The sequence below is a fragment of the Glutamicibacter sp. JC586 genome (assembly GCF_009805585.1).
Lineage (GTDB): Bacteria > Actinomycetota > Actinomycetes > Actinomycetales > Micrococcaceae > Glutamicibacter.
Window position 1 is genome coordinate 292,682 of the sequence record NZ_VHIN01000009.1, and the last position, 26,697, is coordinate 319,378.

25 protein-coding genes are annotated in these 26,697 nt (G+C 57.3%); 8 read left to right on the forward strand and 17 right to left on the reverse strand.

What is annotated here, in order from left to right; genetic code table 11:
* Nucleotides 1-3 precede the first annotated feature (3 nt).
* From FJV47_RS07810 to FJV47_RS07835, 6 genes are all read right to left on the reverse strand, one after another.
* On the reverse strand, nucleotides 4-1,101 hold the full coding sequence (locus FJV47_RS07810) for a pseudouridine synthase (RefSeq protein ID WP_159611711.1): 1,098 nt from the start codon (nucleotides 1,099-1,101) through the stop codon (nucleotides 4-6).
* Nucleotides 1,102-1,201: 100 nt separating this feature from the next.
* Nucleotides 1,202-1,792, reverse strand: a complete 591-nt coding sequence (gene scpB / locus FJV47_RS07815; RefSeq protein WP_159611713.1) for an SMC-Scp complex subunit ScpB — start codon at nucleotides 1,790-1,792, stop codon at nucleotides 1,202-1,204.
* Nucleotides 1,785-2,684, reverse strand: coding sequence for a ScpA family protein (locus FJV47_RS07820; RefSeq protein ID WP_159611715.1), 900 nt, complete (start codon nucleotides 2,682-2,684; stop codon nucleotides 1,785-1,787). Before FJV47_RS07820 ends, scpB begins: the two co-directional genes overlap by 8 nt.
* The gene (locus FJV47_RS07825) at nucleotides 2,684-3,580 is read right to left on the reverse strand and encodes a ParA family protein (protein WP_159611717.1); all 897 of its coding nucleotides are present in this window, start codon (nucleotides 3,578-3,580) and stop codon (nucleotides 2,684-2,686) included. Before FJV47_RS07825 ends, FJV47_RS07820 begins: the two co-directional genes overlap by 1 nt.
* Before the next feature lie 183 nt (nucleotides 3,581-3,763).
* On the reverse strand, nucleotides 3,764-4,204 hold the full coding sequence (locus FJV47_RS07830) for a cytidine deaminase (protein WP_159611719.1): 441 nt from the start codon (nucleotides 4,202-4,204) through the stop codon (nucleotides 3,764-3,766).
* Between the two features lie 122 nt (nucleotides 4,205-4,326).
* Entirely contained in the window at nucleotides 4,327-5,625 is a 1,299-nt protein-coding gene (locus FJV47_RS07835; RefSeq protein WP_159611721.1) for a cation:dicarboxylate symporter family transporter, read from the reverse strand.
* Nucleotides 5,626-5,804: 179 nt separating this feature from the next.
* Here FJV47_RS07835 and FJV47_RS07840 point away from each other — a divergent pair, with 179 nt between their 5' ends.
* On the forward strand, nucleotides 5,805-7,502 hold the full coding sequence (locus FJV47_RS07840; protein ID WP_159611723.1) for an ATP-binding protein: 1,698 nt from the start codon (nucleotides 5,805-5,807) through the stop codon (nucleotides 7,500-7,502).
* Nucleotides 7,503-7,518: 16 nt separating this feature from the next.
* Nucleotides 7,519-8,268: a response regulator gene (locus FJV47_RS07845; RefSeq protein ID WP_159611725.1), complete on the forward strand. Its 750-nt coding sequence runs from the start codon at nucleotides 7,519-7,521 to the stop codon at nucleotides 8,266-8,268.
* A gap of 20 nt (nucleotides 8,269-8,288) precedes the next feature.
* Here the strand turns inward: FJV47_RS07845 and FJV47_RS07850 are convergent, their stop codons facing one another.
* Nucleotides 8,289-10,205, reverse strand: a complete 1,917-nt coding sequence (locus tag FJV47_RS07850) for an AMP-binding protein (RefSeq protein ID WP_159611727.1) — start codon at nucleotides 10,203-10,205, stop codon at nucleotides 8,289-8,291.
* Between the two features lie 184 nt (nucleotides 10,206-10,389).
* Between FJV47_RS07850 and FJV47_RS07855 the strand changes: the two genes are divergently transcribed.
* The 6 genes from FJV47_RS07855 (at nucleotide 10,390) to FJV47_RS07880 (ending at nucleotide 15,605) form a co-directional block, all read left to right on the forward strand.
* Nucleotides 10,390-11,037 carry a GntR family transcriptional regulator gene (locus FJV47_RS07855; protein WP_159611729.1) on the forward strand — a complete coding sequence of 216 codons (648 nt, stop codon included), beginning with the start codon at nucleotides 10,390-10,392 and terminating at the stop codon, nucleotides 11,035-11,037.
* Between the two features lie 4 nt (nucleotides 11,038-11,041).
* Nucleotides 11,042-12,559 (forward strand): MmgE/PrpD family protein, encoded by a 1,518-nt coding sequence (locus FJV47_RS07860; protein WP_159611731.1) that lies wholly within the window; start codon nucleotides 11,042-11,044, stop codon nucleotides 12,557-12,559.
* Nucleotide 12,560: 1 nt separating this feature from the next.
* Nucleotides 12,561-13,490 (forward strand): methylisocitrate lyase, encoded by a 930-nt coding sequence (gene prpB / locus FJV47_RS07865; protein ID WP_159611733.1) that lies wholly within the window; start codon nucleotides 12,561-12,563, stop codon nucleotides 13,488-13,490.
* A gap of 88 nt (nucleotides 13,491-13,578) precedes the next feature.
* A complete protein-coding gene (locus FJV47_RS07870; protein ID WP_159611735.1) occupies nucleotides 13,579-14,718 on the forward strand; it encodes a bifunctional 2-methylcitrate synthase/citrate synthase in 1,140 nt (379 codons plus the stop codon).
* Between the two features lie 177 nt (nucleotides 14,719-14,895).
* The gene (locus tag FJV47_RS07875; protein WP_159611737.1) at nucleotides 14,896-15,393 is read left to right on the forward strand and encodes a DUF2975 domain-containing protein; all 498 of its coding nucleotides are present in this window, start codon (nucleotides 14,896-14,898) and stop codon (nucleotides 15,391-15,393) included.
* Nucleotides 15,393-15,605 carry a helix-turn-helix transcriptional regulator gene (locus FJV47_RS07880; protein ID WP_159611739.1) on the forward strand — a complete coding sequence of 71 codons (213 nt, stop codon included), beginning with the start codon at nucleotides 15,393-15,395 and terminating at the stop codon, nucleotides 15,603-15,605. Before FJV47_RS07875 ends, FJV47_RS07880 begins: the two co-directional genes overlap by 1 nt.
* Before the next feature lie 42 nt (nucleotides 15,606-15,647).
* On the opposite strand, the gene FJV47_RS07885 is transcribed toward FJV47_RS07880, so the two are convergent.
* The 10 genes from FJV47_RS07885 to FJV47_RS07930 form a co-directional block, all read right to left on the reverse strand.
* Complete coding sequence (locus tag FJV47_RS07885; protein WP_159611741.1) at nucleotides 15,648-16,145, reverse strand: 8-oxo-dGTP diphosphatase; 498 nt, start codon at nucleotides 16,143-16,145, stop codon at nucleotides 15,648-15,650.
* Between the two features lie 11 nt (nucleotides 16,146-16,156).
* A complete protein-coding gene (gene xerD / locus FJV47_RS07890) occupies nucleotides 16,157-17,080 on the reverse strand; it encodes a site-specific tyrosine recombinase XerD (RefSeq protein ID WP_159611743.1) in 924 nt (307 codons plus the stop codon).
* Entirely contained in the window at nucleotides 17,077-17,721 is a 645-nt protein-coding gene (locus tag FJV47_RS07895; protein ID WP_159611745.1) for an NUDIX hydrolase, read from the reverse strand. Before FJV47_RS07895 ends, xerD begins: the two co-directional genes overlap by 4 nt.
* A gap of 119 nt (nucleotides 17,722-17,840) precedes the next feature.
* Complete coding sequence (locus FJV47_RS07900; RefSeq protein ID WP_159611747.1) at nucleotides 17,841-19,520, reverse strand: CTP synthase; 1,680 nt, start codon at nucleotides 19,518-19,520, stop codon at nucleotides 17,841-17,843.
* A 119-nt stretch (nucleotides 19,521-19,639) separates the two neighbouring features.
* Entirely contained in the window at nucleotides 19,640-21,382 is a 1,743-nt protein-coding gene (gene recN, locus FJV47_RS07905) for a DNA repair protein RecN (protein WP_159611749.1), read from the reverse strand.
* A gap of 108 nt (nucleotides 21,383-21,490) precedes the next feature.
* Nucleotides 21,491-22,525, reverse strand: a complete 1,035-nt coding sequence (locus FJV47_RS07910; RefSeq protein WP_159611751.1) for an NAD kinase — start codon at nucleotides 22,523-22,525, stop codon at nucleotides 21,491-21,493.
* Between the two features lie 74 nt (nucleotides 22,526-22,599).
* Nucleotides 22,600-23,388 carry a TlyA family RNA methyltransferase gene (locus FJV47_RS07915; RefSeq protein ID WP_159611753.1) on the reverse strand — a complete coding sequence of 263 codons (789 nt, stop codon included), beginning with the start codon at nucleotides 23,386-23,388 and terminating at the stop codon, nucleotides 22,600-22,602.
* A complete protein-coding gene (locus tag FJV47_RS07920; RefSeq protein ID WP_159611755.1) occupies nucleotides 23,385-23,558 on the reverse strand; it encodes a hypothetical protein in 174 nt (57 codons plus the stop codon). Before FJV47_RS07920 ends, FJV47_RS07915 begins: the two co-directional genes overlap by 4 nt.
* Before the next feature lie 2 nt (nucleotides 23,559-23,560).
* Nucleotides 23,561-24,568 (reverse strand): HAD-IIA family hydrolase, encoded by a 1,008-nt coding sequence (locus FJV47_RS07925; RefSeq protein WP_159611757.1) that lies wholly within the window; start codon nucleotides 24,566-24,568, stop codon nucleotides 23,561-23,563.
* Between the two features lie 49 nt (nucleotides 24,569-24,617).
* Nucleotides 24,618-26,381: a tetratricopeptide repeat protein gene (locus FJV47_RS07930; RefSeq protein WP_159611759.1), complete on the reverse strand. Its 1,764-nt coding sequence runs from the start codon at nucleotides 26,379-26,381 to the stop codon at nucleotides 24,618-24,620.
* Between the last annotated feature and the right edge of the window lie 316 nt (nucleotides 26,382-26,697).

The following is a 26,697-nucleotide window of genomic DNA, read 5'->3' on the forward strand; positions in this document are numbered from 1 at the left end:
AAATTACATCCCCACCATGGCCATGAGGTGTCCGATTTCCTGGTTACCCAGGGAGCGGATGGTGCCCTGCTTCTGGTCACCAAGCAGGATCGGTCCCACTGCGACGCGCACCAGGCGCTGCACCGGGTGACCTACTGCGTCAAACATGCGGCGCACAATGCGGTTACGACCCGAGTGCAGGGTCACTTCAACCATGACGTTCTTCGGAGTGGTGGCGATGATTTTCAGGTCATCTACCTTGATCCAGCCGTCTTCGAGCTTGATGCCTTCGCGTAGCTGGTTGCTCACGGCGCGTGGCAGTGGGCCGGGGATCTGCACCAAGTAGGTTTTTGGCACCTCGTATTTTGGGTGCTGCAAACGGTTGGCCAGCTCGCCGTCGTTGGTCAGGATCAAGACGCCTTCGGTCTTGTAGTCCAGACGTCCAACGTGGAAGAGGCGCTGTGCGTGATGCTCGTTCTTGAAGTAATCGGCGATGGTACGACGACCCTCTGGGTCATCCATCGTGCTCATCACATGCTTCGGCTTGTTAAAGACGTAGTAGCGGTTGGTCTGGTTGACCTGGATGCGCATACCATCAACGTGGATGGAATCCTTGGCAGGGTCAACTCGGGCGCCGAGCTCTACGACCAGTTGTCCGTTAACTTCAACGCGACCTTCAGTGATCATTTCCTCACAAACGCGGCGCGATGCTACACCGGCGTTGGCCATGGCCTTTTGCAGACGGATACCGTCTTGTGACTCGCCGTGTTCCATGCGGTTTGCTTGGCTTTCGGCGCGAGCCTGAGCGCGGGCGCGCTGGGTGGGGCGGGCGTAGTTGTTCGGTACCGAGTTGCCGAAGCGTTCCTTACCGAAGGCACGCTCGGAGTTCTTACGTGGGGCCGAGGTATTGCGCTTGGCCGAGTTAGACCGGGCGGAGTTCGATTGAGGCGAATCCGACTTGGCCGAGTTTGATCGAGCCGATGATTTGCCGGAGGAAGACTTGTCGTAAGGCTTGTCGCCGAAGGACTTGCCGCCCTGCTTGCCGCGGCCGCCTGCTGGCTTGCCGCCGAAGTTTGAATTGTTGCCGCGTGGTGTGCGGCCGGAGGATGATCCCCTGCTCATGCTTGCCTGTGTCCCTTGCTAGTACGTTTCGCTGCGCGGTCCCGTCGTTTGGGGGCATCACGCGTTCTTGGTCCGGTGCAACTGCCTTTCTGGCAGCAACTTAGTCGTCGTAGGTTGCCGAATCGAGCGATTCTAGATCGGCCACCCCAGGAAGATACGGGGATAGCGCAGGCAACTCATCTAGCGAGCCCAATCCCAGTCGTTCCAGGAAGTATTCGGTGGTTTGGTAGAGCGTTGCCCCACCGTCTCCAGATTCCGGATACTCCGTGATCAATCCGCGAGTGAGCAATGTGCGCACCACAGAATCGACGTTCACACCTCGAATCGCCGAGATACGTCCACGCGAAACAGGCTGTCGGTATGCAATGACAGCCAGTGTTTCCAAGGCGGCCTGCGACAAGCGCGCGCTCTGCCCATCGAGCACAAAGCTGGAGACGAAATCGGCGTAATCGCTACGCGTATAGAAACGCCACCCGGAGGCGACACGACGCAGTTCAAATCCGCGCGGGCGATCCTTTCCATCATACTCGGTCGCCAACTTCTCCAAAGTCTGGGCAATCCGCTCTACCGGGACGTCGAAGATTTGGGCCAAACGCGCCGAACTGACGGGGATATCAGCCACCATCAGCACCGCTTCAAGACCCGATTCGAGCCCTCCTGGTAGCTGATCAATGGGTGCAATCTCACTCATGATTCACCTCACCCGCGCTCCCCTCGTACTCGTCTTGCACCGAGAGCGCATCAAATGTGGATTCTTGAACCAAACTGATGCGCAACGGACCCAGCGGATCAACCTGTTCAAAGCAGATAGCTCGTTGTCTAAACATTTCCAACAATGCCAGAAAACGTACAACTACCACCAGATGGGCCGAAGCATCGGCCACCAATTCCCGAAAATCTAGTGGACCGCGGGCGTTAAGCAGTGCGGTGATCGACTCCGCTTCTTCGGCGATGGTGACGTTGGCCCCATGCAGGTGCCCGACCCCTACCTCGGTGGCCGGCTCGGGTTTGGGTGCCAGTGCAGATGCGGCCAGAGCAGCCAAAGCATCCGGACCGATGGTGAAAATTAGTTCCGGTAACAACGAGGCGAATTCCGGCTCTAGGGACACCTCGCGCGGATACCGCGAGCCTTCACTTTGGTATCGATCCCCCAAGAACTGGGCCGCTTGCTTAAACGCCTTGTACTGCAAGAGCCGAGCAAAGAGCAGATCACGGGCTTCAAGCAGTTCAAAGTCTTCTTCATCGGCCATCTCACCACGAGGCAGTAAGCGGGCTGCTTTCAGGTCCAGCAAAGTGGAAGCAACGACCAAAAATTCGGTGGTTTCATCCAGCACCTTCATCCCGTCATTTCCTTCGGCGACACTGGCTTGTAGCTCTCGAAGGTAGGCGATGAATTCATCGGTCACCTGCGCCAATGCCACCTCGGTGATATCCAGTTCGCGCTGGGTGATCAAGTGAAGCAAAACATCAAAGGGCCCATTAAAATTTTGCAGGGCAAGGCGAAAACCGCCAGACGATTCCTGCGCAGTATCAACTGGCGGTGTGGAATCGTTGGCGGTTTGCTCGGTGAGCGTGTTGCTCATTACGGGGCGCCACCACGCCAAATCAGTTCTCGTGCAAGATTGCGATAGGCCTCGGCACCGGGGTGGTTGGCCGCGTAACTGGTAATTGGTTCGGCTGCCACGTTGGCATCGGCAAATTTAATGGTTCGCTTGATCACCGTTTCGAAGAGTTTGTCCCCAAAAGCCTCGTCCAGACGGGTAATGACCTCACGGCTGTGCAGGGTACGCGCGTCATACATGGTGGCCACAACACCGTCCAGTTCCAGTACCTGGTTCAACCGGTCCTTGACCTTATCTATGGTCTCCATCAGCAATGCTACGGCGCGCAGTGCGAAGAACTCTGCGGTCAGCGGGATGATCACACCGTGTGCGGCGGTTAGTGCGTTGACGGTGAGCAAGCCCAGGGATGGCTGGCAGTCGATCAACACTACGTCGTAGTCGTCGATCACGTTGCGCAATGCCCGCTCTAGCACCTGCTCGCGAGCGACCTCGTTGACCAGCTGAACCTCGGCTGCGGACAGGTCGATATTTGCCGGCAACAGGTCAATGTTTTCAACCTCGGTCTTTAAGATCGCGTCGGTGATCTTCACCTGACGATCCATCAGCACGTTGTAAACGGTGATGTCCATTTCGTGCGGGTTGGTGCCAAAACCGGCAGATAGTGCACCCTGCGGGTCAAAATCCACCAACAGCACTTTGCGTCCATACTCGGCGAGCGCGGCAGCCAAGTTGATGGTGGAGGTAGTTTTACCCACGCCACCCTTCTGGTTGACCATGGCGATCACACGGGCCGGCCCGTGCGAAGGCAACGGAGCTGGCACCGGGAAATCTGTTAACGGCTTACCGGTCGGTCCCACCGGGCGGGGCTCCTTGAGCATCCCTGCGCCACGGTGCTTGCTTCCCTGTTCCTCGCTCACGATGGGTTAACCACACTTCCCGTTCGATCTACCTAATTCTTTGAGCTGTAAGCTCTTCTCAAGGTTATCGGTCTGAGCATTGGAACTGGGCGTTTTAGGTTTCTTTACGGCGAGCCTTTACCTTGAACCTTAACTCAAATGTTGTAAGCAAGCTGAACGTGATCTACGCTGGTTACCCCGCTGCTAGGCTTGCTCCGCGGCCCAGTCGAATCCCAGGGGCAGTAGCTCTCGAATTCCTACGGTGCGGGCCCCGAGAGGGGTATCGACAATCACGCGTAGTTGCGCGAAGGTATCGGCCATGATTTGCCGGCAACGACCGCAAGGATTTTTGATTCCTCGCCCTTCATTGCCTACAGCAACGATCACCTGCGGGTCACGTCCACCGGCACTTCGAGCACTAGCTAATGCCACCAACTCTGCACAGGGCCCACCGGTGAAATGGTAAAAGTTGACCCCTGCATACATGGTGCCGTTGCCATCGAGCACTGCAGCTCCCATGGTGTGCACCCCATCGCCACCAATGGGAGCATCGGTGGCTTCATCGATGGTTTTTCGGGCAAGTTCCACTAACTCCCGCTCGGCCATATTCAAAACTCTGCCTCGATGTCCCTGCAGTTCGTCCATGGCAACAGGCTAGCGCAGAGCCCGTCGATATACCGTGCAGCACCGATCGTGAGCGTTAAAAGGCCATCACCGCCAGGTAGTTGAACCCTGACGGTGATGACTTAGTAGATCAGTACTGTGCCTTAGTGGCCTTCAACACTGGTCTCATCAAACGGACGTGCACCGGAGAGAACTTCCTTGGCCTGATTCAGGTCGATCTCCTTGGTCCACTTGCCGATCAGCAAGGTCGCCACAGCGTTACCAGTGAAGTTGGTCAATGCGCGGGCCTCGGACATGAACTTGTCGATGCCAACGATCACGCCCATACCATCAAGCAGTTCTGGGCGATGCGCCTGCAGGCCAGCGGCCAAGGTGGCCAGGCCTGCACCGGTTACCCCGGCAGCACCCTTGGAAGCAATGATCATGAAGACCAATAGGCCAATCTGCTCACCGAGGTTCATTGGCATGCCCATAGCGGTAGATACAAACAGGGCGGACATGGTCAGGTAGATCGCGGTGCCGTCAAGGTTGAACGAGTAACCGGTGGGAACGGTGATACCAACAACTGGCTTGGAGACGCCAGCGTGTTCCATCTTGGCGATCAGGCGCGGCAGTGCGGACTCGGAGGAAGAGGTCGAGAAGATCAGCAGGTACTCGCGAGCCAGGTACTTGAGTAGCAAGAAGATATTCAGGCCGGTTACCACGCGCAGGATCGTACCCAAAACGATGACGATGAATAGTGCACAGGTCAGGTAGAACGCGCCCATCAGAATCGCCATTGAACCAATGGCAGCCCAGCCGGTGGCACCAACCACTGCAGCAATCGCGCCGAAGGCCCCAAGTGGAGCAATCCACATGATCATCATCATGATACGGAAGACAACTTTCTGGATGTGCTGGATACCCACCAGCACCGGTTCGCCAGCCTTGCCCATACCCTGCAGCGCAAAACCGACCAGCAATGCCACGACCAAGGTCGGAAGCACTGGTAAATCGCCAGGAATCAGCGACATTAAGAAGTCAACGGTGGCGTTGGAATCGGAGCCGCTGGCAGCTTCGTAAGGCTTGAGCTGCAGGCCTTCACCTGGGTGAATCAGGTTGCCCACGAGCAGGCCAATGGCCAGCGCGAAGGTCGACATAGTTACGAAATACAGTAGCGCGAGTCCACCGACTTTACCAACGGTGGCAGCCTTAGCTACCGAGCCAATACCCAAAACGATGGTACAGAAAATGACTGGAGCAATGATCATCTTGATCAAAGCAACAAACGCGGTACCAATTGGCTTCAGCGCCTTACCAAGGTCAGGAGCGATCAGGCCGATCGCTGCGCCAAGTATGACCGCAGCAATGACCATAATGTAGAGCCAATGAGTTTTGTCTTTTTTCTTTGGTGCGACCGGGGCCTGATGGCCGTCTGGGGTTTTGTCGTCGGTGAGCGTCATGTGGTTTGTCCTACCCTAACTTTGCGCACGTAACGGCCTGAAGCGTCGTTGCCAAGCCGGTATTACGTAGAATCGTTCTGTTCCATGTTGCGCGCCAAAGTGATCTGCATCTCTATTGCGTTCATATTGGTCACGCACTGGCACCAAGAAGTAGGACCACGCACGAAAGGCAGAGCAACGTGACAGATCACTTCACCGACCTGTCGTTGCCTCAGCAGATGAGCAACGATGCCATCCCCACCCCACTACGTCGTCGCGGGTGGTCCTTTGCGCTGCTGATTTTTGCGGCTCAAATGCTCGTGGTCATCCTCGTTGTCATCGGCATGGCCGTGGCTACTTACCAGCAACAAGCCCGCGTCATCCTTGATGACAAACAGGCGACCGTTGCCACGATTTCGATCACCTTGGCCAATGATCCTTTCGTCTCCAACGCGCTGGCGGGAAAGAACCCCAGTGAAGAATTACAGCCCTACACCAACAAGATTTTGGACCGTGGGCAGGGCGTGGATTTCATCTCGATCATGACCCCCGACACGGTGCGCGTCACTCACCCCAATAAACAACGCATCGGCCAGAAATACGCCGGCTCCACCGAGCAGGCATTGCATGGACAAACCTATAACGAGGTGGCGCTGGGCACTTTGGGTCAATCGGTGCGTACCATCGCTCCGGTGTACCACGATGGAAAACTGGTAGGTATGGTCGCTACGGGCATCACCCTAGAGAACCTGCAAACCATATACCGCGGCGAGCTGCCACAAATCCTGCTGACCTGCGCCCTCGCACTGCTCTTGGCCGGCTTTACCTCATGGTCATTCTCCCGCTACGTCAACCAAGCCACCTTGGGCTTTGGCCCTCACGGGTTGCGCCGACTCTATGCCTTCTACTTCTCCGCCCTACATTCGGTCCGCGAAGGACTAATACTGCTTGATCGACGACATCGCATCGTCCTGTACAACCAAGAGGCCGTGCGCCTACTGGACCTGCCCGAACAAGCCCCGGGATCCGGTCTTGATCCGAACCAGATTCCGCTGCCCGAGACCCTGCGCACCCTCATGACTACCGGGCGCACCTGCAAGGATGAAATTCATTTGGGCGCACGTACAGTACTTTCCATTTCTCAGGGACCAGCACGACTGACCACCACTCGTTTACCCGGCCACTCGCGAGCCCCATTGCGCTGGTTTGGTATGCAACCGCTCACCGGAACGGTATTGACCCTGCGCGATTTGACCGAGGTTCAGGAACTCGCCGGTGAGGTGCAATCGCTGAAGACCTTCTCCACCGCCCTGCGAGCGCAAACCCACGAACACGCCAACCGTCTGCATACCATCGCCTCGCTGATCGAAAACGGTCAAAGCGATCGAGCGTTGGCCTTCGCGGTGGACGATCGAGCGCACTCACAAAAACTGACCGACGCGATCGTGAATTCCATCGATGATGCCTACCTTTCCAGTCTGTTGGTTGCCAAATCCGCCCAAGCACACGAACGAGGCCTCAAACTCGATATCACCGCCCATGGAGTCATTCCACCCGACGCCTTCGCCGCCAGTGACATGGTCACCATCGTGGGAAACCTGTTAGATAATGCGATGGACGTTTCGGTGGGTACCGCCGAAGCCACCGTCTGGGTGGAAGTCACCGCCGATAAGCACGAGCTGATCATTTCGGTGGCCGACTCGGGTCCCGGAATCGAACCGGAATTCCTGAATCAGCTCCTACAATTTGGCGTGAGCACCAAAATCGGCTCGCAACCGCGCGGACTGGGTCTGGCGCTGGTACAGCAAGCGGTACTGCGACTAGATGGCACAATGAATGTTGACAATGATGCCGGGGCGATCTTCACCGTGACCCTGCCGCTGGCCCACAGCAACTAGCTCAGGAGTTTTCTCAATGCCAGATCCCCGCATCATCACGCCACGTTCCTCGCTGAGCGAAGATGACATCTTGGTCCTGGTCGTAGACGATGAACCAGAGACCGCGGCCGCCCACGCCAAGTACGTGAACCGTGTCCCCGGCTTCACCACCGGCGCGATCGCAGGCAACGGCCAAGAAGCACTGGCACTGCTAACCCGCGCCCAACGCTCCGGCTCCCCGATCGACCTGGTCCTACTGGATATGACCCTGCCGGATCTGCACGGTATTGACGTAGCTAAAAGGATGCGCGGGCGCGGACTGACCACCGACATCATCGCCATCACCGCCGTGCGTGACCTAGCGGTGGTTCGCTCAGCGGTGGCCACAGGCATCACCCAGTACCTAATCAAACCCTTCACCTTTGCAGCCTTCACCGAAAAACTAGAAAACCACCGACACTTCATCGCCAGCATGCGCTCCACCGGAACCGACACCAGCCAAGCAGCATTGGACAACGCATTCTCGGCCCTCCGTACCTCCACCGCCTCGGTATCCCTACCCAAGGGACTGATCCCCGAAACATTGGCACAGATCACCGATCACCTTCATTCCCAGCCCGAACGCTGTCTTTCGGCCACCGAGCTAGGCGAAGAACTTGGTATCTCCCGAGTCACCGCACGCCGCTACCTAGAGCACCTCTTTGATTCCAAAGCCGTCATCAAGCAGCCCCGACATGGCACTAGGGGCCGCCCGGAATATGAATACCGAGCAGCCCCTGGCCACTAGTGCGTATCCGGGCGAAGCTACTACTTCCCCGGACGTAAGAGCGGAACCAATTCGTCAAGGACCGCCGTGTCCTCAATGGTAGAGGGAACCGTATAGTCCTTACCGTCGGCAATCTGGCGCATGGTCTTACGCAGAATCTTGCCCGAACGAGTTTTGGGCAGGGCCGCTACCACCCTGACTTCGCGGAAGTCAGCGACAGCACCAATGTGCTTGCGCACTAGCGCCACAATTTCCTGCCTCAACACCTGCTCGTCGACCTCTACTCCGGACTTGAGCACCACGTACCCACTGGCACGTTGACCCTTGAGTGCATCAGCCAAACCAATCACCGCGCATTCAGCCACCGCCGGGTGACTAGCCAACACCTGCTCCATCGCCCCGGTAGACAGTCGGTGACCGGCCACATTAATGACGTCATCGGTGCGCCCCATGACAAACAGGTAGCCGTCCTCGTCGATATAGCCAGAGTCACCGGTGAGGTAACAACCTTCAATCTGGCTCAAATAGGTGTCGATAAACCGTTGGTCATTGCCCCACAGTGTGCTCAGTGCGCCCGGCGGCAGCGGCAAACGCACCACAATATTGCCTTCCTGACCCCTCGGCAATTCTTCTCCCATCGCGTCACGAATCTGCACCGCAAAACCGGGAACCGGTGTGGTGGGCGATCCCGCCTTGGGGGCCAGTTCCTCCAAACCCAATGGATTGGAGGCGATCGGCCACCCGGTTTCGGTCTGCCACCAGTTATCCACTACCGGGATCCCCAATAGGTTCGATGCGAAGTGATAGGTGTCCGGATCCAGGCGCTCGCCGGCGACAAATAGCGCCCGCAGGGTAGACAGATCATATCCGGCGATCAGCGCGCCTTCAGGGTCAGCTTTGCGTACCGCGCGCAAGGCAGTAGGGGCGGTGAACATCGTGGTGACCTTATGATCCTGAATAATTCGGCCGAAGACTCCGGCATCGGGGGTGCCCACCGGTTTGCCTTCATAGAGCACCGTGGTCGCCCCGGCGATCAATGGCGCGTACACAATGTAGGAGTGCCCGACCACCCAGCCCACGTCGGATGCGGTAAACATGGTGTCCTCAGGGTGCACATCGTAGATCGCGTCCATCGAATACTGCAACGCGGTGCCGTATCCGCCGGTATCGCGTACCACTCCTTTGGGCGCACCGGTGGTACCGGAGGTGTAGAGCACATACAGCGGATGGGTTGAGGCAACACTGACCGGGGCGGCCGGCGTGGCCTCGGCGCACACTTGCTCCCAATCCAACCAAGAGATTTCTTGACCGCTGAAACGCTGTCCGTGATACTGCCCCAGATCATGCTCAAAACCATCTCGATGGGCGACGATCACATTTTTCACGCTCGGCGTCGCCAACGACAACGCCTCGGCCACCGCAGGCAAATACTCGATGCGCCGACTCGGCTCGATACCGCCGGAGGCTGTCACCACCACAACCGGGGCACAGTCGGTAATGCGGGCAGCTAATTCCTTGGGCGCAAAGCCACCAAAGACCACCGAATGCACCGCCCCGAGCCTGGCGCAGGCGAGCATCGCGATAGCCGCTTGCGGGATCATGGGCAGATAGATCAGCACTCGGTCCCCGGTGCTCACACCGTTGGCGGCCAGGGCACCGGCGAACGTTTCTACCTGACGCAGTAGCTGGTTGTAACTGTAGGTCTCCACCGTCCCCAGCACTGCCGAATCGTAGATCAGTGCTGTTTCCTCTCCCCGACCGGCTTCTACGTGACGATCAAGCGCATTAACCGATAGGTTCAGTTTCCCATCGGGGAACCAGGAATATAGCGGCTGACGGGTGTCGTCGATCGCGATTTCGGGGAACGAGTCCCACTTAAGATCTTGCGCGGCTTTCAGCCAGAAGGCCGATGGATCTTCGGTAGATTGGGCAAAAGCCCGACGATATTCCTGCGCCATGGTTTTTCCTCCTGACACCGGGCCTCATTACCCGGCACCTGTGTGGTGACTGAGGTCGTCCTCGCTACCTACCCTATGAGTTAGATCACCACACGACAAGGTTTATGTATACAAATTTTGAAAGTTTCTGCAAGTTTTTCGGAAAAATCCCCACTAAAGGCACTTCTGTGTATACACTTGAGCCATGAAAGCAAGCGACAAGGTGTACGAGAGCCTCCGCGCCGACATCGTTGAATGGAAACTGGCTCCAGGCACCGTTCTGGGAGAAGTCGAGCAGTCAGAACGCCTGGGAGTTTCGCGAACACCGGTTCGCGAAGCGCTAAGCCGATTGGTAGCCGACGGCTTGGCGATTCAACAACGTGGGCGGGGAACCGTCGTCTCCGAGGTCAGTGAAGATCACGTAGAAGACTTGTTCGTTCTTCGCGTTGCCTTAGAGTGCGCCAGCGCACGAGCCGCAGCCAACTCACCAAAAAACGGAAGTTTCGCACAGCTGGCACAACGCTTTGAACGCTCGGCCCACGAGATATCCGTCCCCGGTACACGCGAGCAGTATTACCAGCTGGTGCAGTTGCTCGATGACTCAATCGATGAGGCCGCCAACAACTCGTACCTCTCCAATGCACTGCGCACCTTAAGAGTCCACTTGCAACGTGTGCGACGCTTGGCCAAAGACAACCCGGATCGACTCAAAGCTTCTGCCGGCGAACATGCCGCCATAGCCCGAGCGATAGCCAGCGGAAATCCCGAGGTCGCAGCGGCAGCCACCACAGTTCACCTACACCAATCCCTGACCCACATCATGACCCACGCGGTCGGATCCGAAAGGCAATAACATCATGATCAAGCACCCAGTACGTGTTTACCGCTCCGAGGAAAACCTGGCGCGCGAAGACCAGTTGGCACACAAGATTGCAGCGGTGGCCACCGACCCGGTAGCGGTCACCTCCGAAGTTACCGACATGATCATCAACCGCATCATTGACAACGCCTCGGTAGCCATCGCCTCGTTGAATCGCGGACCGATTATCGCCGCCCGTGCCCAAGCCCTCACCCACGCACCGTCCACCGGCGGATCGGGCGCATCGGTTTTCGGCATCCGTGAAAAGGTCTCCCCCGAGTGGGCGGCTTGGGCTAACGGCGTGGCCGTGCGTGAACTGGACTACCACGACACCTTCTTGGCCGCCGAATACTCTCACCCTGGCGATAACATTCCCCCGATTCTGGCTGTCGCGCAGCACACTGGCGCTTCGGGCAAGGACCTGATTCGTGGCATCGCTACCGGCTATGAAATTCAGGTGGATCTTGTCAAAGCCATTTGCCTGCACAAGCACAAGATCGACCATGTAGCCCACCTTGGCCCTTCGGCGGCCGCCGGCATCGGCAGCCTGCTCGGTTTGGATTTGGAAACCATCTTCCAGGCTGTGGGGCAGGGCCTGCACACCACTACCGCAACTCGCCAGTCACGTAAGGGCGAGATCTCCACATGGAAGGCCCATGCCCCGGCCTTCGCAGGCAAAATGGCCGTAGAAGCCGCCGACCGTGCCATGCGCGGCCAGAGTTCCCCAGTGCCCATCTATGAGGGCGAAGATGGTGTCATCGCATGGATGTTGGACGGCGCGGACGCCGCCTACGAGGTACCACTGCCCGAAGCAGGCGAAGCCAAGCGCGCCATCTTGGACACGTACACCAAAGAACATTCCGCGGAGTACCAAGCCCAGGCTTGGATCGATTTGGCTCGTAAGCTCAATGGCGAACACCCCGAAGCTACCGACCCGAAAAACGTTGCCTCGGTACTGATCAAAACCAGCCATCACACCCACTACGTCATCGGTTCCGGCGCGAATGATCCGCAGAAGTACGATCCCACCGCCAGCCGCGAAACCCTGGACCACTCGATTCCATATATCTTCACCGTTGCGTTGCAGGACGGTGCATGGCACCACGTGGATTCCTACTCGCCAGAACGTGCAGGTCGGGCCGACACCGTAGAACTTTGGCACAAGGTCACCACCGAGGAAGATCCAGAGTGGACCCGCCGCTACCACTCGTTGGACATCGCAGAAAAAGCCTTCGGTGGCTCGGTGGAAATCACCCTCACCGACGGCACCGTAATCACCGATTCCATCGCTGTGGCCGACGCGCACCCGTTGGGCGCACGACCTTTCGCTCGCGATCAGTACATCAACAAATTCCGCACGTTAGCCGCCGGACTCGTTGACCAGGCAGAGATTGACCGCTTTATCGCGGCAGCGGAGAACCTAGAAAACCTCGGTGCCGGTGAGCTAGATCAGCTGAACATCCAAGCTGCCGACGGGGTCATCAACACCGCGGCCGCACCGAAGGGCTTGTTCTAAAATGTTGTACTCGACAAAAACACCAGCGGCAAAGCGCCAGGCGCTGCGCCAAATGCTCACCCCGGGGGCTGCCCGACAATTCCCCGGTGCGTTCAACCCGCTCTCGGCCAAGCTGATCGGCGAAAAGCAGTTCGACGGCATCTACATCTCCGGCGCGGTACTCGCCAACGAGCTGGGGCTACCAGACATCGGGTTGACTTCCCTGACCGAGGTTGCCACCCGCGCCGGGCAGATCGCGCGCATGTCCGACCTGCCCGCCATCGTGGATGCTGATACCGGATTTGGCGAGCCTATGAACGTGGCCCGCACCATTCAAGAGCTTGAATATGCAGGCTTGGCCGGTTGTCATATCGAGGACCAGTTCAACCCGAAGCGTTGCGGGCATCTGGACGGCAAAAACGTGGTAGATACCGACACCATGCTCAAACGCATCGCCGCCGCGGCCGACGCCCGCATCGATGAAAACTTCCTGATCATGGCCCGCACCGACATCCGTGCGATTGAAGGTCTAGACTCGGCGATCGATCGAGCCAAAGCCATGGTTGATGCTGGCGCTGATGCGATTTTCCCCGAGGCGATGAAAACCGTGGCCGAATTTGAGGCCGTATGCAACGCGGTGAACGTACCGGTCCTGGCGAATATGACCGAGTTCGGCAAGTCCGAACTGTTCAACCGCCAAGAACTGGCCGACGCTGGCGTCGCACTGATCATCTACCCGGTCACCCTCTTGCGTAGCGCGATGGGAGCGGCCGAACGTGTACTGGATGCCATCAGTGAAGATGGAACCCAGCAGCGCGAAGTGGATAATATGTTAACTAGATCACGTCTCTACGAGCTCGTGGACTATGAAGCGTACAACCGCTTCGATACCGGTATTTTCAACTTCCAGGTCCCTACCTTGGACATTGATTCGAACAGCGCGAACCTTTAGGCTCGCACCAAGAAACCCCCTGCGCCGACTGGCAACGCCGGTCGGCGCAGGCAACCAAAGAGTTCTCCGTCAATGAAGAGGAGCAAGAATGACTACCACCGAGGAAATCAAAAAGGGCCTAGCAGGCGTCGTCGTTGACTACACCGCCGTCTCTAAGGTCAACCCCGAAACAAATTCGCTACTGTATCGCGGATATCCGGTGCAGGATTTGGCCGCTAGCAAGTCCTTTGAAGAGGTGGCCCTGCTCTTGTGGACCGGCGAATTGCCCTCACAAAGTGAGCTCACCGAATTCAGTGCCTTTGAACGCGCCAACCGTGCCCTAGATCCTGGGGTCAAGACCGCTATCGACCTGCTACCTTTAGATTGCCACCCCATGGATGTTGGCCGTACCGCAGTCTCCGTGATCGGTGCCAACCACCCGCAAGCAGAAAATTCCTCCCCCGAAGCAGAACTGCTCAAGGCCAAGGAACTCTTCGCGGCGTTTCCGGCAGTTGTAGCCTACGATCAGCGTCGTCGACGCGGTCAAGAACTCATTGCTCCACGCGAAGACCTGGACTACTCCGCAAACTTCCTCTGGATGACTTTTGGAGAAGAAGCTGCCCCCGAAGTTGTTGACGCATTCCGGGTTTCGATGGTGCTCTATGCAGAGCACTCCTTCAACGCCTCCACCTTCACCGCCCGTGTAATCACCTCCACCCTCTCGGATCTACACTCGGCGGTCACCGGCGCGATCGGCGCGCTCAAGGGCCCGCTTCATGGCGGAGCGAACGAAGCGGTCATGCACACCTTTAATGAGATCGGCATCAACAAGGAGGAATCCCGCGAAGAAGCGGCCCAGCGCGCCAAAAGCTGGATGGAAGATGCGCTGGCCAATAAGAAGAAGGTCATGGGCTTCGGTCACCGTGTATACAAGCACGGCGACTCACGTGTCCCCACCATGAAGGCAGCCCTCGATCGCATGATCGAGCACTACGGCCGGCATGAAATGCTCGGGCTTTACGACGGCCTTGAAGCGGCAATGGACCAAGCCAAGGCCATCAAGCCGAATCTCGACTATCCAGCGGGCCCGACCTATCATCTGATGGGCTTCGACACCGAAATGTTCACCCCCATCTTCATCGCGGCACGTATCACCGGTTGGACTAGCCATATTTTTGAGCAGCGCGCAGCCAACGCGTTAATCCGCCCGCTCTCCGCCTACAACGGTGAGGATCAGCGAGCACTCTAAGTCGCAGAAGTACCGATCATGGCCATGGGTCCGAAAGCAATTTGTCGGCCCCATGGCCATTGTCGTACCCGCGTCCATTTCCAAGCGCGGATCCGCGCGCTCAGAGTTGCGGAATCACATCCACCGGCCTATCGTTTAACGATAGAAACATTCTGAAGAACGATAGGGCAAGTGCTCATGGGAAAATACAGTATTCTCGGCCTCAAGGTCGTTCTGGCCCTCATCACGGCAGGCACACTCTTTGTGCAACTGTTCATGATTCCGATGATCCTCATTCATGAAGCAAGCAGTGACTCAGGCGAACGGTTGCTGCAAACCTCATTCCTGAGCTACCTGTTCCTCGCCGGACTCGTCATTGAAACCTGCGTGATTTGCGTGTGGAAACTAGCCACGAGGGTCAAACGAGGGACAGTCTTCGATCCAGCATCGCTGGGCTATGTAACGCCGATTATTATCGCTTTTGCGATCGCTTCGCTAGCCACGCTGGTACTGGGAGCCATCTTGGCGACAAGCACCGAAATTGCACCAGGAGCTGTATTGCTTGTGGGTGGCGCGGGGCTCCTGATGATCGGCATCAGCATTATCGTCCTAGTGCTACGGCAGTTACTCGACCAAGCAGCCACCACCCAAACTCAGGCAGCCGCACTTCGCGATGAGTTGGGTGGGGTGATCTGATGGGCATCCGAGTAGATATAGACGTCATGCTGGCAAAACGAAAAATGGCCGTCGGTGAACTGTCGGAAAAAATCGGCATCACACCAGCGAATCTGGCAGTTCTCAAGAATGGGCGCGCCAAGGCCGTTCGCTTCAGCACCCTCGAAGCGCTCTGCCGGGAACTCGACTGCCAGCCAGGTGATCTGCTGATCTTTGAACCAGAGGACACGTAATGTTCGGGCTAGTTTTCAGCTAGAAAGCTAGGCCCACGGATGCTAGGCCCACGGATCGAGCTTTAAATTTTTCATCGAGACGTTATCTGTGTCGATCACGATGGTGGCGGTGAATTTCTCTCCCGCAACTAGTCGAGGTAGCCAGTGTTGCGCATCTGGCCACATCTGCATAGTCGGTAGCTCCAGCGGATCCACCCACAATGGTTCAAGTTCCTCGCTAATGCTCGGTTCTCCCAGCGCGGACCTGGTGATAAACGTTGCGCAATCCATATTCGCCGATTCAAGTGCGCTGAATCTGAAGTTGATTTGCGCTGACAGTTCCAGATCCTTGGGCGCCACGTCAAGGCCCGTCTCTTCGCGGAACTCCCGAATCGCCGCATCAACAAGACCTTCACCTGCTTCGACTTTCCCGCCGGGGAGCACGATCTTGCCCTGGCCGAACCCTCGTAGCTTACGACCCAACAACAATTGTTCTCGCCCGCCACTGCGATCAATGAATGCAACGAGCGCAATGGGCCTGGCCGCTTCGGGTTTGGCCAACCTCGCCACCACTAGTTGACCCGCGGATGTGCTAGTTGATAAGTCTCGCGCAATGAATCGACGCTGACCTTGGTGTAGATTTGGGTGGTCGTCACCGATGCGTGCCCTAACAGTTCTTGCACCACTCGTACGTCGGCGCCGCCTTCTAGAAGGTGGGTGGCAAAGGAGTGGCGCAAGGTGTGCGGGGAAACTTCTGCGGTGATACCGGCACGTTCAGCGGTATTGCTGATCAGCAGCCAGACTGATTGACGTGAGAGCCTTCCCCCACGCTGATTCAAAAAGAGTGCAGGGGTACCTTTTCCCTTGACCGCAAGGCCTGGGCGCGATCGCACCAGGTAATCGCTGACGGCTCGCTGCGCATAACCGCCCACCGGCACAATCCGCTCCTTAGACCCCTTACCAAAAAGACGTACCACCGCGTCATCAGCGAAGTGCAGATCGTCCACATCGAGATCAACGACCTCGGAAATACGCGCGCCGGTGGCATACAAAAATTCGAGAATCGCACGGTCACGTAGCCCCGCCGGGGTCTCGGTGGAAATGGAATCGAGCAATTTGGTGACTTGGCCAATGGAAATTGCTTTCGGCAACGACTGACCAATGGCAGGGGGTTGAATCTCGCGCGCCGGATTGGGCACGCAAATACCTTCGAGCTCCCAATACTTGTGTACCTGGCGGATAGCGACGGCATGGCGTGCTACCGAGCGCGCGCCCAAAGGTTGATGTTCCTCATCGCCGCGCGATAATTCTTGCAGGTAACTACTGATGGTCGCCTCGGTAATATCCTGCGGACCGGCGAGCGAATAACTACTCAGCGCAGTGACGTAGCGGGTGAGGTCCCGGCGGTAGGAGTCGAGGGTATTTTCGGCTAGACCGCGTTCGATGGCTAGGTGCTGCAAGTAGCGTTTGACCGCGCGCTCAAATGCTTCGCTCATACCTGACGCAAGTATGGATGAACGTCGAAAGCTTCGTCGGGCTCGCGCAGGGACTCGTAGTTCTCCGCCCGGGCCGCATGAGCTGCCAAGATGGCGATCATCGCCGTAGGATTGTGAATCTTTCCGGACAGGACGGCTGCGACGGCTTCACGCAATGGCACCCAGGTGCTGATCATCTCGGCTTCTTCTTCTGTGCGCTCATGTCGTTGATCTTCGGGGACAAGCTGAGGGTCACGAGCCAGGTAGATGCGCACCGCCTCGGCAGATGAACCAGGCGAGAGGAAAACATCGGTCAGGATAGACCAGCGATCTGCGGTGCGATCGGCTTCTTCCCACAGTTCACGTTTAGCTGCCTCCAAGGGCGGCTCCCCCGCTACGTCCAACAATCCTGCTGGAATCTCCCAAAGCCGCATCCCCACTGGATGACGGTATTGATTGACCATGAGCACCCGTTCTTCATCATCCATGACCAGTACGCTCACCGCTCCGGGGTGATCAATGTAGTCGCGTTCGATCCTCCCGCCGGACTCAGAGAGCTGCACGGAATCGTGAATTACGTTCCAAATTCGCCCTTGGTACACGGTCTCACGGTTCAGTAGTTCACGCGGAGAAAATTCATCAGAAATGGGAGGCGTCGGCACCGGGATTTTCCTTCGTTCGGTAACAGCTGGGCTTCATTCTCCAGCTTAAACAGCGACGCGCCGGTCAAGAGTGACCGGCGCGCGTTTGCCTGCAGAGTTTTCACACTGCGCAGAGTGTACTAGCTACGCTGCTCCAGAGCCGCAGCAACCAGACCAGCAAACAATGGGTGTGGTCGGGTTGGTCGGCTGGAAAGCTCTGGGTGAGCCTGCGTGGAAACGTAGTAAGGATGAACGTCCTTTGAAAGCTCAACAAATTCTACGAGGTTGCCATCAGGAGACGTTCCGGAGAATACCAAACCAGCTTCTTCAAGCTGCGCGCGGTAAGCGTTATTGACTTCGTAACGGTGACGGTGACGCTCAGCGACATCGGTCTTACCGTAGGTCTGAGCAAGAACGGAACCCTCGGTCAGCTTAGCTTCGTAGAGCCCCAGACGCATGGTGCCACCAAGGTCGCCCTTGCCGTCAACGATGGACAGCTGCTCCTCCATGGTTGCGATCACCGGAGTGGTAGTTTCTGGATCAAATTCGGTCGAAGAGGCGCCTTCGAGACCTGCAACGTTACGCGCATACTCGATGACCATCGACTGCAAGCCCAAGCACAGGCCAAGGGTCGGCAGTTGGTTTTCACGAGCGAAGCGCAAAGCTCCGAGCTTGCCTTCGAGTCCGCGAATTCCGAAGCCACCTGGAACACAAATCGCTTCGGCTCCAGCAAGTGCCTTGGCAGCTCCTGCCTCGGTGGCGCAATCATCGGCTGGCACCCAGCGGATGTTGACCTTGGCGTTGTTGGCGAACCCGCCAGCGCGCAATGCTTCGGTTACCGAAAGGTAAGCATCTGGTAGGTCGATGTACTTACCAACCAACGCTACGGTCAATTCGGTTTCTGGATTGTGAACAACTTCCAGCAGACGGTCCCAGGAGGTCCAGTCAACATCACGGAACTTCAATTCCAGAGTCTGAACAATGTAAGCGTCCAAACCCTGCGAGTGAATGACCTTAGGAATGTCGTAGATGCTTGGCGCATCTGCGCAGTTGATGACGGCCTCGGTGTCAACGTCACAGGTACGTCCCAACTTCTCGCGCATTTCGGCAGGAATTGGACGATCCGAACGGATTACCAAGGAATCTGGCTGAATACCGATTGAACGCAAAGCAGCAACTGAATGCTGAGTTGGCTTAGTCTTCAGTTCGTGGCTCGGACCAATAAACGGTACCAACGAAACGTGGACAAAGAATGCGTTCTTGCGGCCAATATCCTGACGGACCTGACGCGCAGCTTCAAGGAATGGCTGGGATTCGATGTCACCAACAGTGCCACCGATTTCGGTGATAATAACGTCCGGAGCTGACTTGCCCGCGATAGGCTCAGTAGCCGCCAAACGCATACGACGCTTAATTTCGTCGGTAATATGCGGGATCACCTGAACGGTATCGCCCAAGTATTCACCGCGACGTTCACGTTCCAGAACCGTCGAGTACACCTGACCGGTAGTTACGTTAGCTGTGCCTGGAAGGTTTTCATCCAGGAAGCGTTCGTAGTGTCCAATGTCCAGGTCGGTTTCTGCGCCGTCGTCAGTAACGAAGACTTCACCGTGTTGGAAAGGATTCATGGTACCTGGATCGACGTTCAGGTACGGGTCGAGCTTCTGCATGGTCACTGAGAGACCACGAGCTCGAAGTAGATGTCCAAGGCTAGATGCCGTCAATCCCTTACCCAGGGAAGAGGCCACACCGCCGGTGACGAAGATATGCTTTGTCGTTTCAGACGACCGAGAATCACGAGTTGAATTACGCTGCACCACGGGATTTCATCCTATCACCATTCCAATATTTCGCATCCTCTTAAGACTCTAGTGCACCATCACGCGTTGCCCTAGCGCTGCCGTAAAACAGCGGTTCACCAAGACTTTTAGGCTAATTATCACTTTGCCGTGGTGAGCGATGACACTAGAATCTGAGCTTCTGCGAGCAGTTCCTCGGCATGTGCCTGCGCTGTGTCGGATTCCTCTTGCCCGGCCAACATGCGCGCCAACTCCTTAACACGAGCGTCCTGATCAAGGTTGATGACGTCGCTAGCGGTGTAGCCCGAACCGGACTTTGCCTTGGCATCGGAGTTTTTGATGACGCGGATATGCCGGTCTGCGTACGCGGCCACCTGAGGGAGGTGAGTAACCACAATTACCTGCACATGTTTTGCCAGCATCGCCAGACGCTCGCCAATGGCCACAGCGGCCTTGCCACCTACGCCCTGATCGACCTCGTCGAAGACGAACGTAGGCACCGGGTCAACGGCGGCCAGAACAACTTCAATGGCCAGCATGACGCGTGAGAGCTCACCACCACTGGCCCCCTTGCCTAATGGGCGAGGCGAAGCGCCCGCATGCGGTGAAAGCAACATCGAAATAGCGTCTTGACCGAAGGCACCTGGTTCATCCAGTTCAGTGACCTCGATGACTAGCTGTGCATCGGGCATAGCCAAGGCTTTGAGTTCAGCGGAAACCTGGGTTGAAAGTTTCTTAGCGGCTTTTCGACGAGACTCAGAAAGATCGGCCGCCAGCGACGCCACTTGGTGCTCCAACTCAACAACTTCAATTTCCAGTTCTTCGATGCGCGAGTCGTCTCCTCCCAGCTGTTCGAGTCGGGTGCGAGCCTCATCTGCCCAGCTGAGTACCTCGTCGACACTCGGCGCATATTTGCGCATAAGCTTATTCAAATCGGCGCGACGCGACTCGATCATAGCCAGTCGCTCGGGGCCTTCCTCATCCAAGTCGGCCACATAGGCAGCGAGGTCACTAGAAAGTTCAGAGGCAAGGATTCCAAGTTCAGCGGCTCGCTCAACAAAGGAAGTCAGCACCGAGTCATCATCGCTTGCTTGGGCTAGTACTCCCCTCGCGGTCTCAGCCAATGTGGTGATACCAGGGTTTTCAAAGTCTTCGGAGTCAATCACTGCCTGGGCTTGAGAGGTGGCCGTTCGTAACGATTCCACATTGCCCAGCTTCATTGACTGCTCGCGCAAGGCTTCGTCTTCGCCAGGCTGTGGATCGAGCTGATCGATCTCGTCTAGGGCAAGGCGGAGGTTTTCCGCTTCACGCACTCGATTACGAGATTCTGTTTTCAAGTTGGTTAATTCTTTGGCTGCTGCACGCCATTGACGGTACGAGCGTTGGTAGTTGCTCAAGACCCGACTTAGCGATGACCCGGCAAAACGATCCAACGCGTCGCGCTGAGCGACCGGTTCTTTGAGTCGAATCTGATCCGATTGCCCATGCACGGCGACCAGATCATGCCCCAACTCGGCCAATAGACCCACCGGTGCACTACGCCCGCCAATGGTGGCCCGCGAGCGACCCTGCGCCGAAAGTGAACGTGAGAGCAGTAGCTCACTTTGTTCACCGGCGGGTTCAATAAAGGCGCCGGCTTGACTGGCCGCATCAAGAACATGGTGATCTGGTGGCAAATGAACCACGGCCTCAGCCAACGCATGCTTTGCACCGTTGCGCACTGCGCCAGCATCCGCACGACGTCCCAAGAGAAGTGACAGTGCGGTGATGACCATGGTCTTACCGGCGCCAGTTTCGCCGGTAACCACCGTGAGTCCTGGCCCCAACGGTAAGGTCGCCTCAGTGATAACACCGAGGTTAGAAATCTGGATTTCCTGAATCATTGCCTACTCCCGAAGGTCGAGTTCAAGTCGTACCGTGCGAACTTAGTATATGTGTTCTAATCGCAGTTTTCGCAACTATGTTCGAGAGTGTGGAAAAGTTTTTGTAGGCTACCTTTGCTCGCCATTCGTTTCTGGACGGGCAACCATCGGGATTCCAGGCTCGTCACGATAGTGCGGCTCGATGCTCTGCACCCCGGAACCCACAATTGGCAGCGAGGAGGTGGCAGGTCGTCGTGATTGCTCATCGGCCGGTCCGCGCCAACCAGCGATCGGCAGCTCAAATTTGTTCACCAGGCGCTCGGAGAACGGCGTGGTATTCAGGCGCGCTAGATACACCGGGCACTGGCTGCGAGTTACTTCAACGCGCGCTCCGGGCGGAATTTCGATGGTGCGTCGCCCATCGCACCAGAGCACTGCTCCCGCATCCGTGCGAGTAAGCATTTCTACTGCCATCACCGAATCCGGGGAGACCACCAGAGGCTTTGCAAAGAGTGCATGGGCGGAGATCGGCACCATAATCAAGGCGGCAACATCGGGCCAGACCACCGGACCACCGGCGGAGAAGGAATAGGCGGTGGAACCGGTCGGGGTGGCCATTACGACCCCGTCGCAACCAAAGGTTGAAATCGGCCGGCCGTCAACCTCGATAACAACCTCCACCATGCGCTCACGATTGGCTTTTTCCACTGCCGCTTCGTTCAGCGCCCAGGTTTGGGCCAGGCACGTATTGTCCAGCCAAACCTTCACGTCAATGGTCATCCGCTCTTCGACGGTGTAGGCCTGGTTGACCAGCGCGTCGACGGTTGCAGCGAGCTCGGTGCGTTCAGCTTCCGCAAGGAATCCGACGTGTCCCAGGTTCACCCCGACCAACGGTAGCGGAGCTTGGCGAACCAATTCGGCGGCTCGCAAAACCGATCCGTCCCCGCCTAAGACCACACCCAGATCAACGTCTTCGATCTGGCAGTCTTCTCCAAGGATTTCGATCGGATCGGCAACTGCACCCACCGCATCGAGCATCGCTTCATAGTCCTTGCGCCGCATAACGCTCTTGGCTCCAGCACCAGAAAGTAGCGAGCAGGTTTCAATGGCAGCGGCAACCGCTTCTTGGCGTCCGGTATGGGTGAAAACTAGGATTCGGCGCAAGGCGGGCGGCCCCTCTCAGGATCGTGAGGCGCAAAATGACCGAGGCGTTCGACCCCGGCTAATGCACGTCACTTCTAAGAATAGTCAACGTTGAGCTCGATCAGCGGAACATCGTGCGCCCGGGCATCCTCGTCGGCCACCAACCACAGGAAGAATTCTGCATTACCGTCTTGACCAGCCAACGGGCTGCGTGCCAGTCCACGCAATTTCAGCCCTGCGCTCTGTGCACTGGCGATCACCGCTTCGACCGCCCACTTACGCAGCACCGGATCGGTCACTACCCCGGTGCGGTTCAAATGTTCACGACCGACTTCGAACTGCGGCTTGACCATTAGCACCAATGAACCGCCGGTTTTCGTTGCTGCTGCCAGCGCAGGGATCACCAAGCGCAAGGAAATGAAGGACAAGTCGGCTACTACTAGGTCGACAACTCCCCCGATATCTTCAGGCATCAGGTACCGAACGTTCAAGCCTTCGTGCACCGAGACTCGCGGGTCTTCACGAATGGAAGCGACCAACTGACCATGCCCAACATCCGCTGCGACCACATGGTTTGCCCCGCGACGCAACAGTACGTCGGTAAATCCACCGGTGGAAGCGCCCGCATCCAGACAGCGCAAACCTTCGGGATTAACAGTCGTAAACACACCTAGTGCGCCAGCGAGTTTATGCCCGGCTCGCGAGACGTATTCTTCGCCTTCGGCGGGCACCACCGTGATGTCGTCACTCGCGCCGACCTTCTTGGAGGCTTTGGTTACCGGCTCTCCGGCCAAGAGCACGCGCCCGGCGGCTAATAGTTTAGCCGCGTCGGTGCGCGAACGAGCCAGCCCTCGGCTGAGAAGTTCTTGATCAATCCGGTTCATTCTCCGGACTCCGAACGGTTCAGCTCATGTTGCAAACCGGTCAGCAGCTGCTCGTAGATCTCAGCGTGTTCGGTAATGTCGTGGTCAGCCAACGAGGAGAGCACTTGCTCGACTGCTATGCCTTGTGCACCACGCGGGCCGGGGTTTGGCTGCGAATTCTGCGGCCCCATATTTAGCTCCGCACCCGGCGCAGGGTATCAATACCGCGTTCGGTGAAGTGGATTTCGGGCTCTTCATGGCCGGATTGACGTGGGTGCGCCAACCACCACGCGTGGCAGGCTGCCCGCCAGGCGTTAAGGTCAGATTCACTACCGGCAACCTCAATGGCACCGGCATTCACCTTGGCCACCGCTTCGCCGACCTGAACCCCAAAGCCAAGTACCTTGATGGTCGGGTACGGACGATACAGATCAGCCAGGGTATTAATCAGGTAGTTGGGGCGCTGGTCCACCGGTGCACCTAGGGCCGTGCGCGGAGAATCAACGCCGGTAAGCACCAACGCGGTGGAGAATCCGGCACGGAACCCACCAAGAATGTCGGTGTCCAAACGGTCGCCGACCACCAGCGGGCGCTTGGAATCCAGACGATCAGCGGCGCGCGCAAAAAGGTACGATTCGGGCTTGCCTGCTACCTTGGGCTCGGAACCGGTAGCGAGCTTGACCGCGTTAACCAAGGAACCGTTGCCTGGTGCGATGCCTTCTGCACGCGGAATGGTCAGGTCGGTATTCGTCGCTACCCACATCGCACCACGGTTAATGGCGTAAGAGGCTTCAGCCAAGTTCTTCCAGGACAGATCCGGGTCGAACCCTTGAATCACTGCAGCGGGTTGGTCCGCGTGTGATTCGACAACTTCCAAGCCGCGAACGGTGATGCATTCGCGTAGGTAGGGGGAACCCACCACCAAAACTTTGGATCCAGGATTCAGTTCACGAGCGAGCATCTCGGCGCCGGCATCAGCGGAGCCGAACACCTGCTCGGCGTTGGTCTTCACGCCCAGCTGTCGCAGGTGCGCTGCGACAGACATCGGCGAACGCCCGGCATTGTTGGTGATAAACGCCAGAGTGACGTTAACCTCCGCGAGGGTATTCAGCGATTTCACTGCGTCGTCGATGGCGTTGGGGCCAGCGTAGACGACGCCGTCGAGGTCGGAGAGGACAGAATCAAATCCAGAGATCAGCATTCGGTGGTGGTTCCTACTACTTGTTATTTTTGACTACTACTGCCAAAGCTTACTTGGCGGAGTCGTCCTCAACCTGCTCGTCTTCGATATCCGTGTCGGACTCGCTGATCTCATTCAGTCCGTCTTCTTCGTCGATGTGGGCCTCGGAAGCAGGCGCTTCTTCCACTTGCTCATCTTCGCCGGCTTCGATCAGATCTTTGGCACGTGGAGTCTCTTCTTCGTCCTCGTCCATTTCTGGGGCAAGATCCATGATGAACGATTCGGTTTCGCGTTCGATGCCCAGAGCATTTTCGGCGACCAGAACCTGCTCATTCCAACGCTTGGCATCTTCGGCACGACCAGCAGCCGAGAGCAGATCAGCGTAGGCAGTGAACAAACGTGGGCTGAAGGAGAAAGCACGGTTGAAGTTCAGCTGTTCCAGGGATTCCAATTCGGCCAGCGCCTGATCGAGTTTGCCAAGGTCCGCGTGAGCACCTGCAGAAACAATCTGCATCTCGACCTTCACTGCTGCTTCGAGGTTTGCCGACTCTTCGGAATGAGCCAGTTCAATGGCTTTTTCCGGACGACCGAGCGCACGCAACGAATCAGCAATCAGTGGCAGATTGTAGTCCGAACCGGAAATACGACGGTGGGTACGCAGTTCGCGCAATGAATCGGCGTATTTGCCTGCATGGTAGGCAGCGATTCCCACTGCTTCACGCACAACTGCCACGCGACCACCACGACGGGAAGCGGCCAAGGTGTGCTCGTAAGCCAACTCAGGATCATCTTCTAGCAGACGACCAGCCATGACCAGGTGCTTGGCGACCCAGCTTGCTGAACGCTCTTCGAGGTAGCGCAGCTGAGCGCGGGCGACGCGGTCTAGTTCCTTACCAGTGACGTCCTCGTCAATATCTGGTGATTGCTGACGATCGGCACGGTTGGAAATGCGGAGGTCACCTGGGTTATGCGCGCGAGGAGCCTCACCGCGCTGGTCGGCGAAGCGATCTTCACGGGCAGGACGTTCGCCCTTAGAACGGCGATCATCCGCACGCTTGAATCCGCCACGGTCATCGTTGCGCTTGAAGCCACCGCGGTCATCGTTGCGGTCCTGGCGGAAGCCACCACGGTTATCATCGCGACGGTCGTTACGGAAACCACCTCGGTTCTCGTCACGCTTGAAACCACCACGGTCATCGTTGCGCTTGAAGCCACCACGGTCATCGTTGCGGTCCTGGCGGAAGCCACCACGGTTATCATCGCGACGGTCGTTACGGAAACCACCTCGGTTCTCGTCACGCTTGAAACCACCACGGTCATCGTTGCGCTTGAAGCCACCGCGATCATCATTGCGCTTGAAACCACCGCGGTCATCGTTGCGGTCCTGGCTGAATCCACCACGGTTATCATCGCGACGGTCGTTACGGAAGCCACCGCGGTCGTCGTTGCGCTTGAAGCCACCGCGGTCATCGTTGCGGTCCTGGCGGAATCCACCACGGTTATCATCGCGACGGTCGTTACGGAAGCCACCTCGGTTCTCGTCACGCTTGAAACCGCCGCGGTCGTCGTTGCGCTTGAAACCACCGCGATCATCTTTACGGAAGCCACCTCGGTTCTCGTCACGCTTGAAACCACCGCGGTCGTCGTTGCGCTTGAAACCACCACGGTCATCATTGCGGTCCTGGCGGAAGCCGCCACGGTTGTCATTGCGCTTAAAGCCGCCACGATCATCACGACGTTTGAATCCGTCGTTACCCGAATTGTTGCGGTTTGAATCTGAGTTCCGGAAGTCGCCTCGTCCATTGTCGGAATTACGGCGGAATTCGTTAGACATTTAATGTCCCCTTCAGCGGCAATCTCGATACCGCAACCTTCGTGATCGCTAACACGATGCACTTCACTATTAATTAATCAGCGTGCTCCATAGGCACGAACATCTAGGTTCCAGTCTACGGGAGTATCAACTCACACAGTAGTGGATGAGAGCCAATGTGGTAAGACACTCAGTAACAGGAACGCACATCCAGCGTCGTGCATCCCTACCGTCGCCCAACGAGTAGCGTACGCTCACACGTTTTCCAGTCACAAGCCCAGTCAGATATCTAGTGGTCTTTAAGCAGGGAAAGAAGCCAAGCCCAAGCCTGACCCCT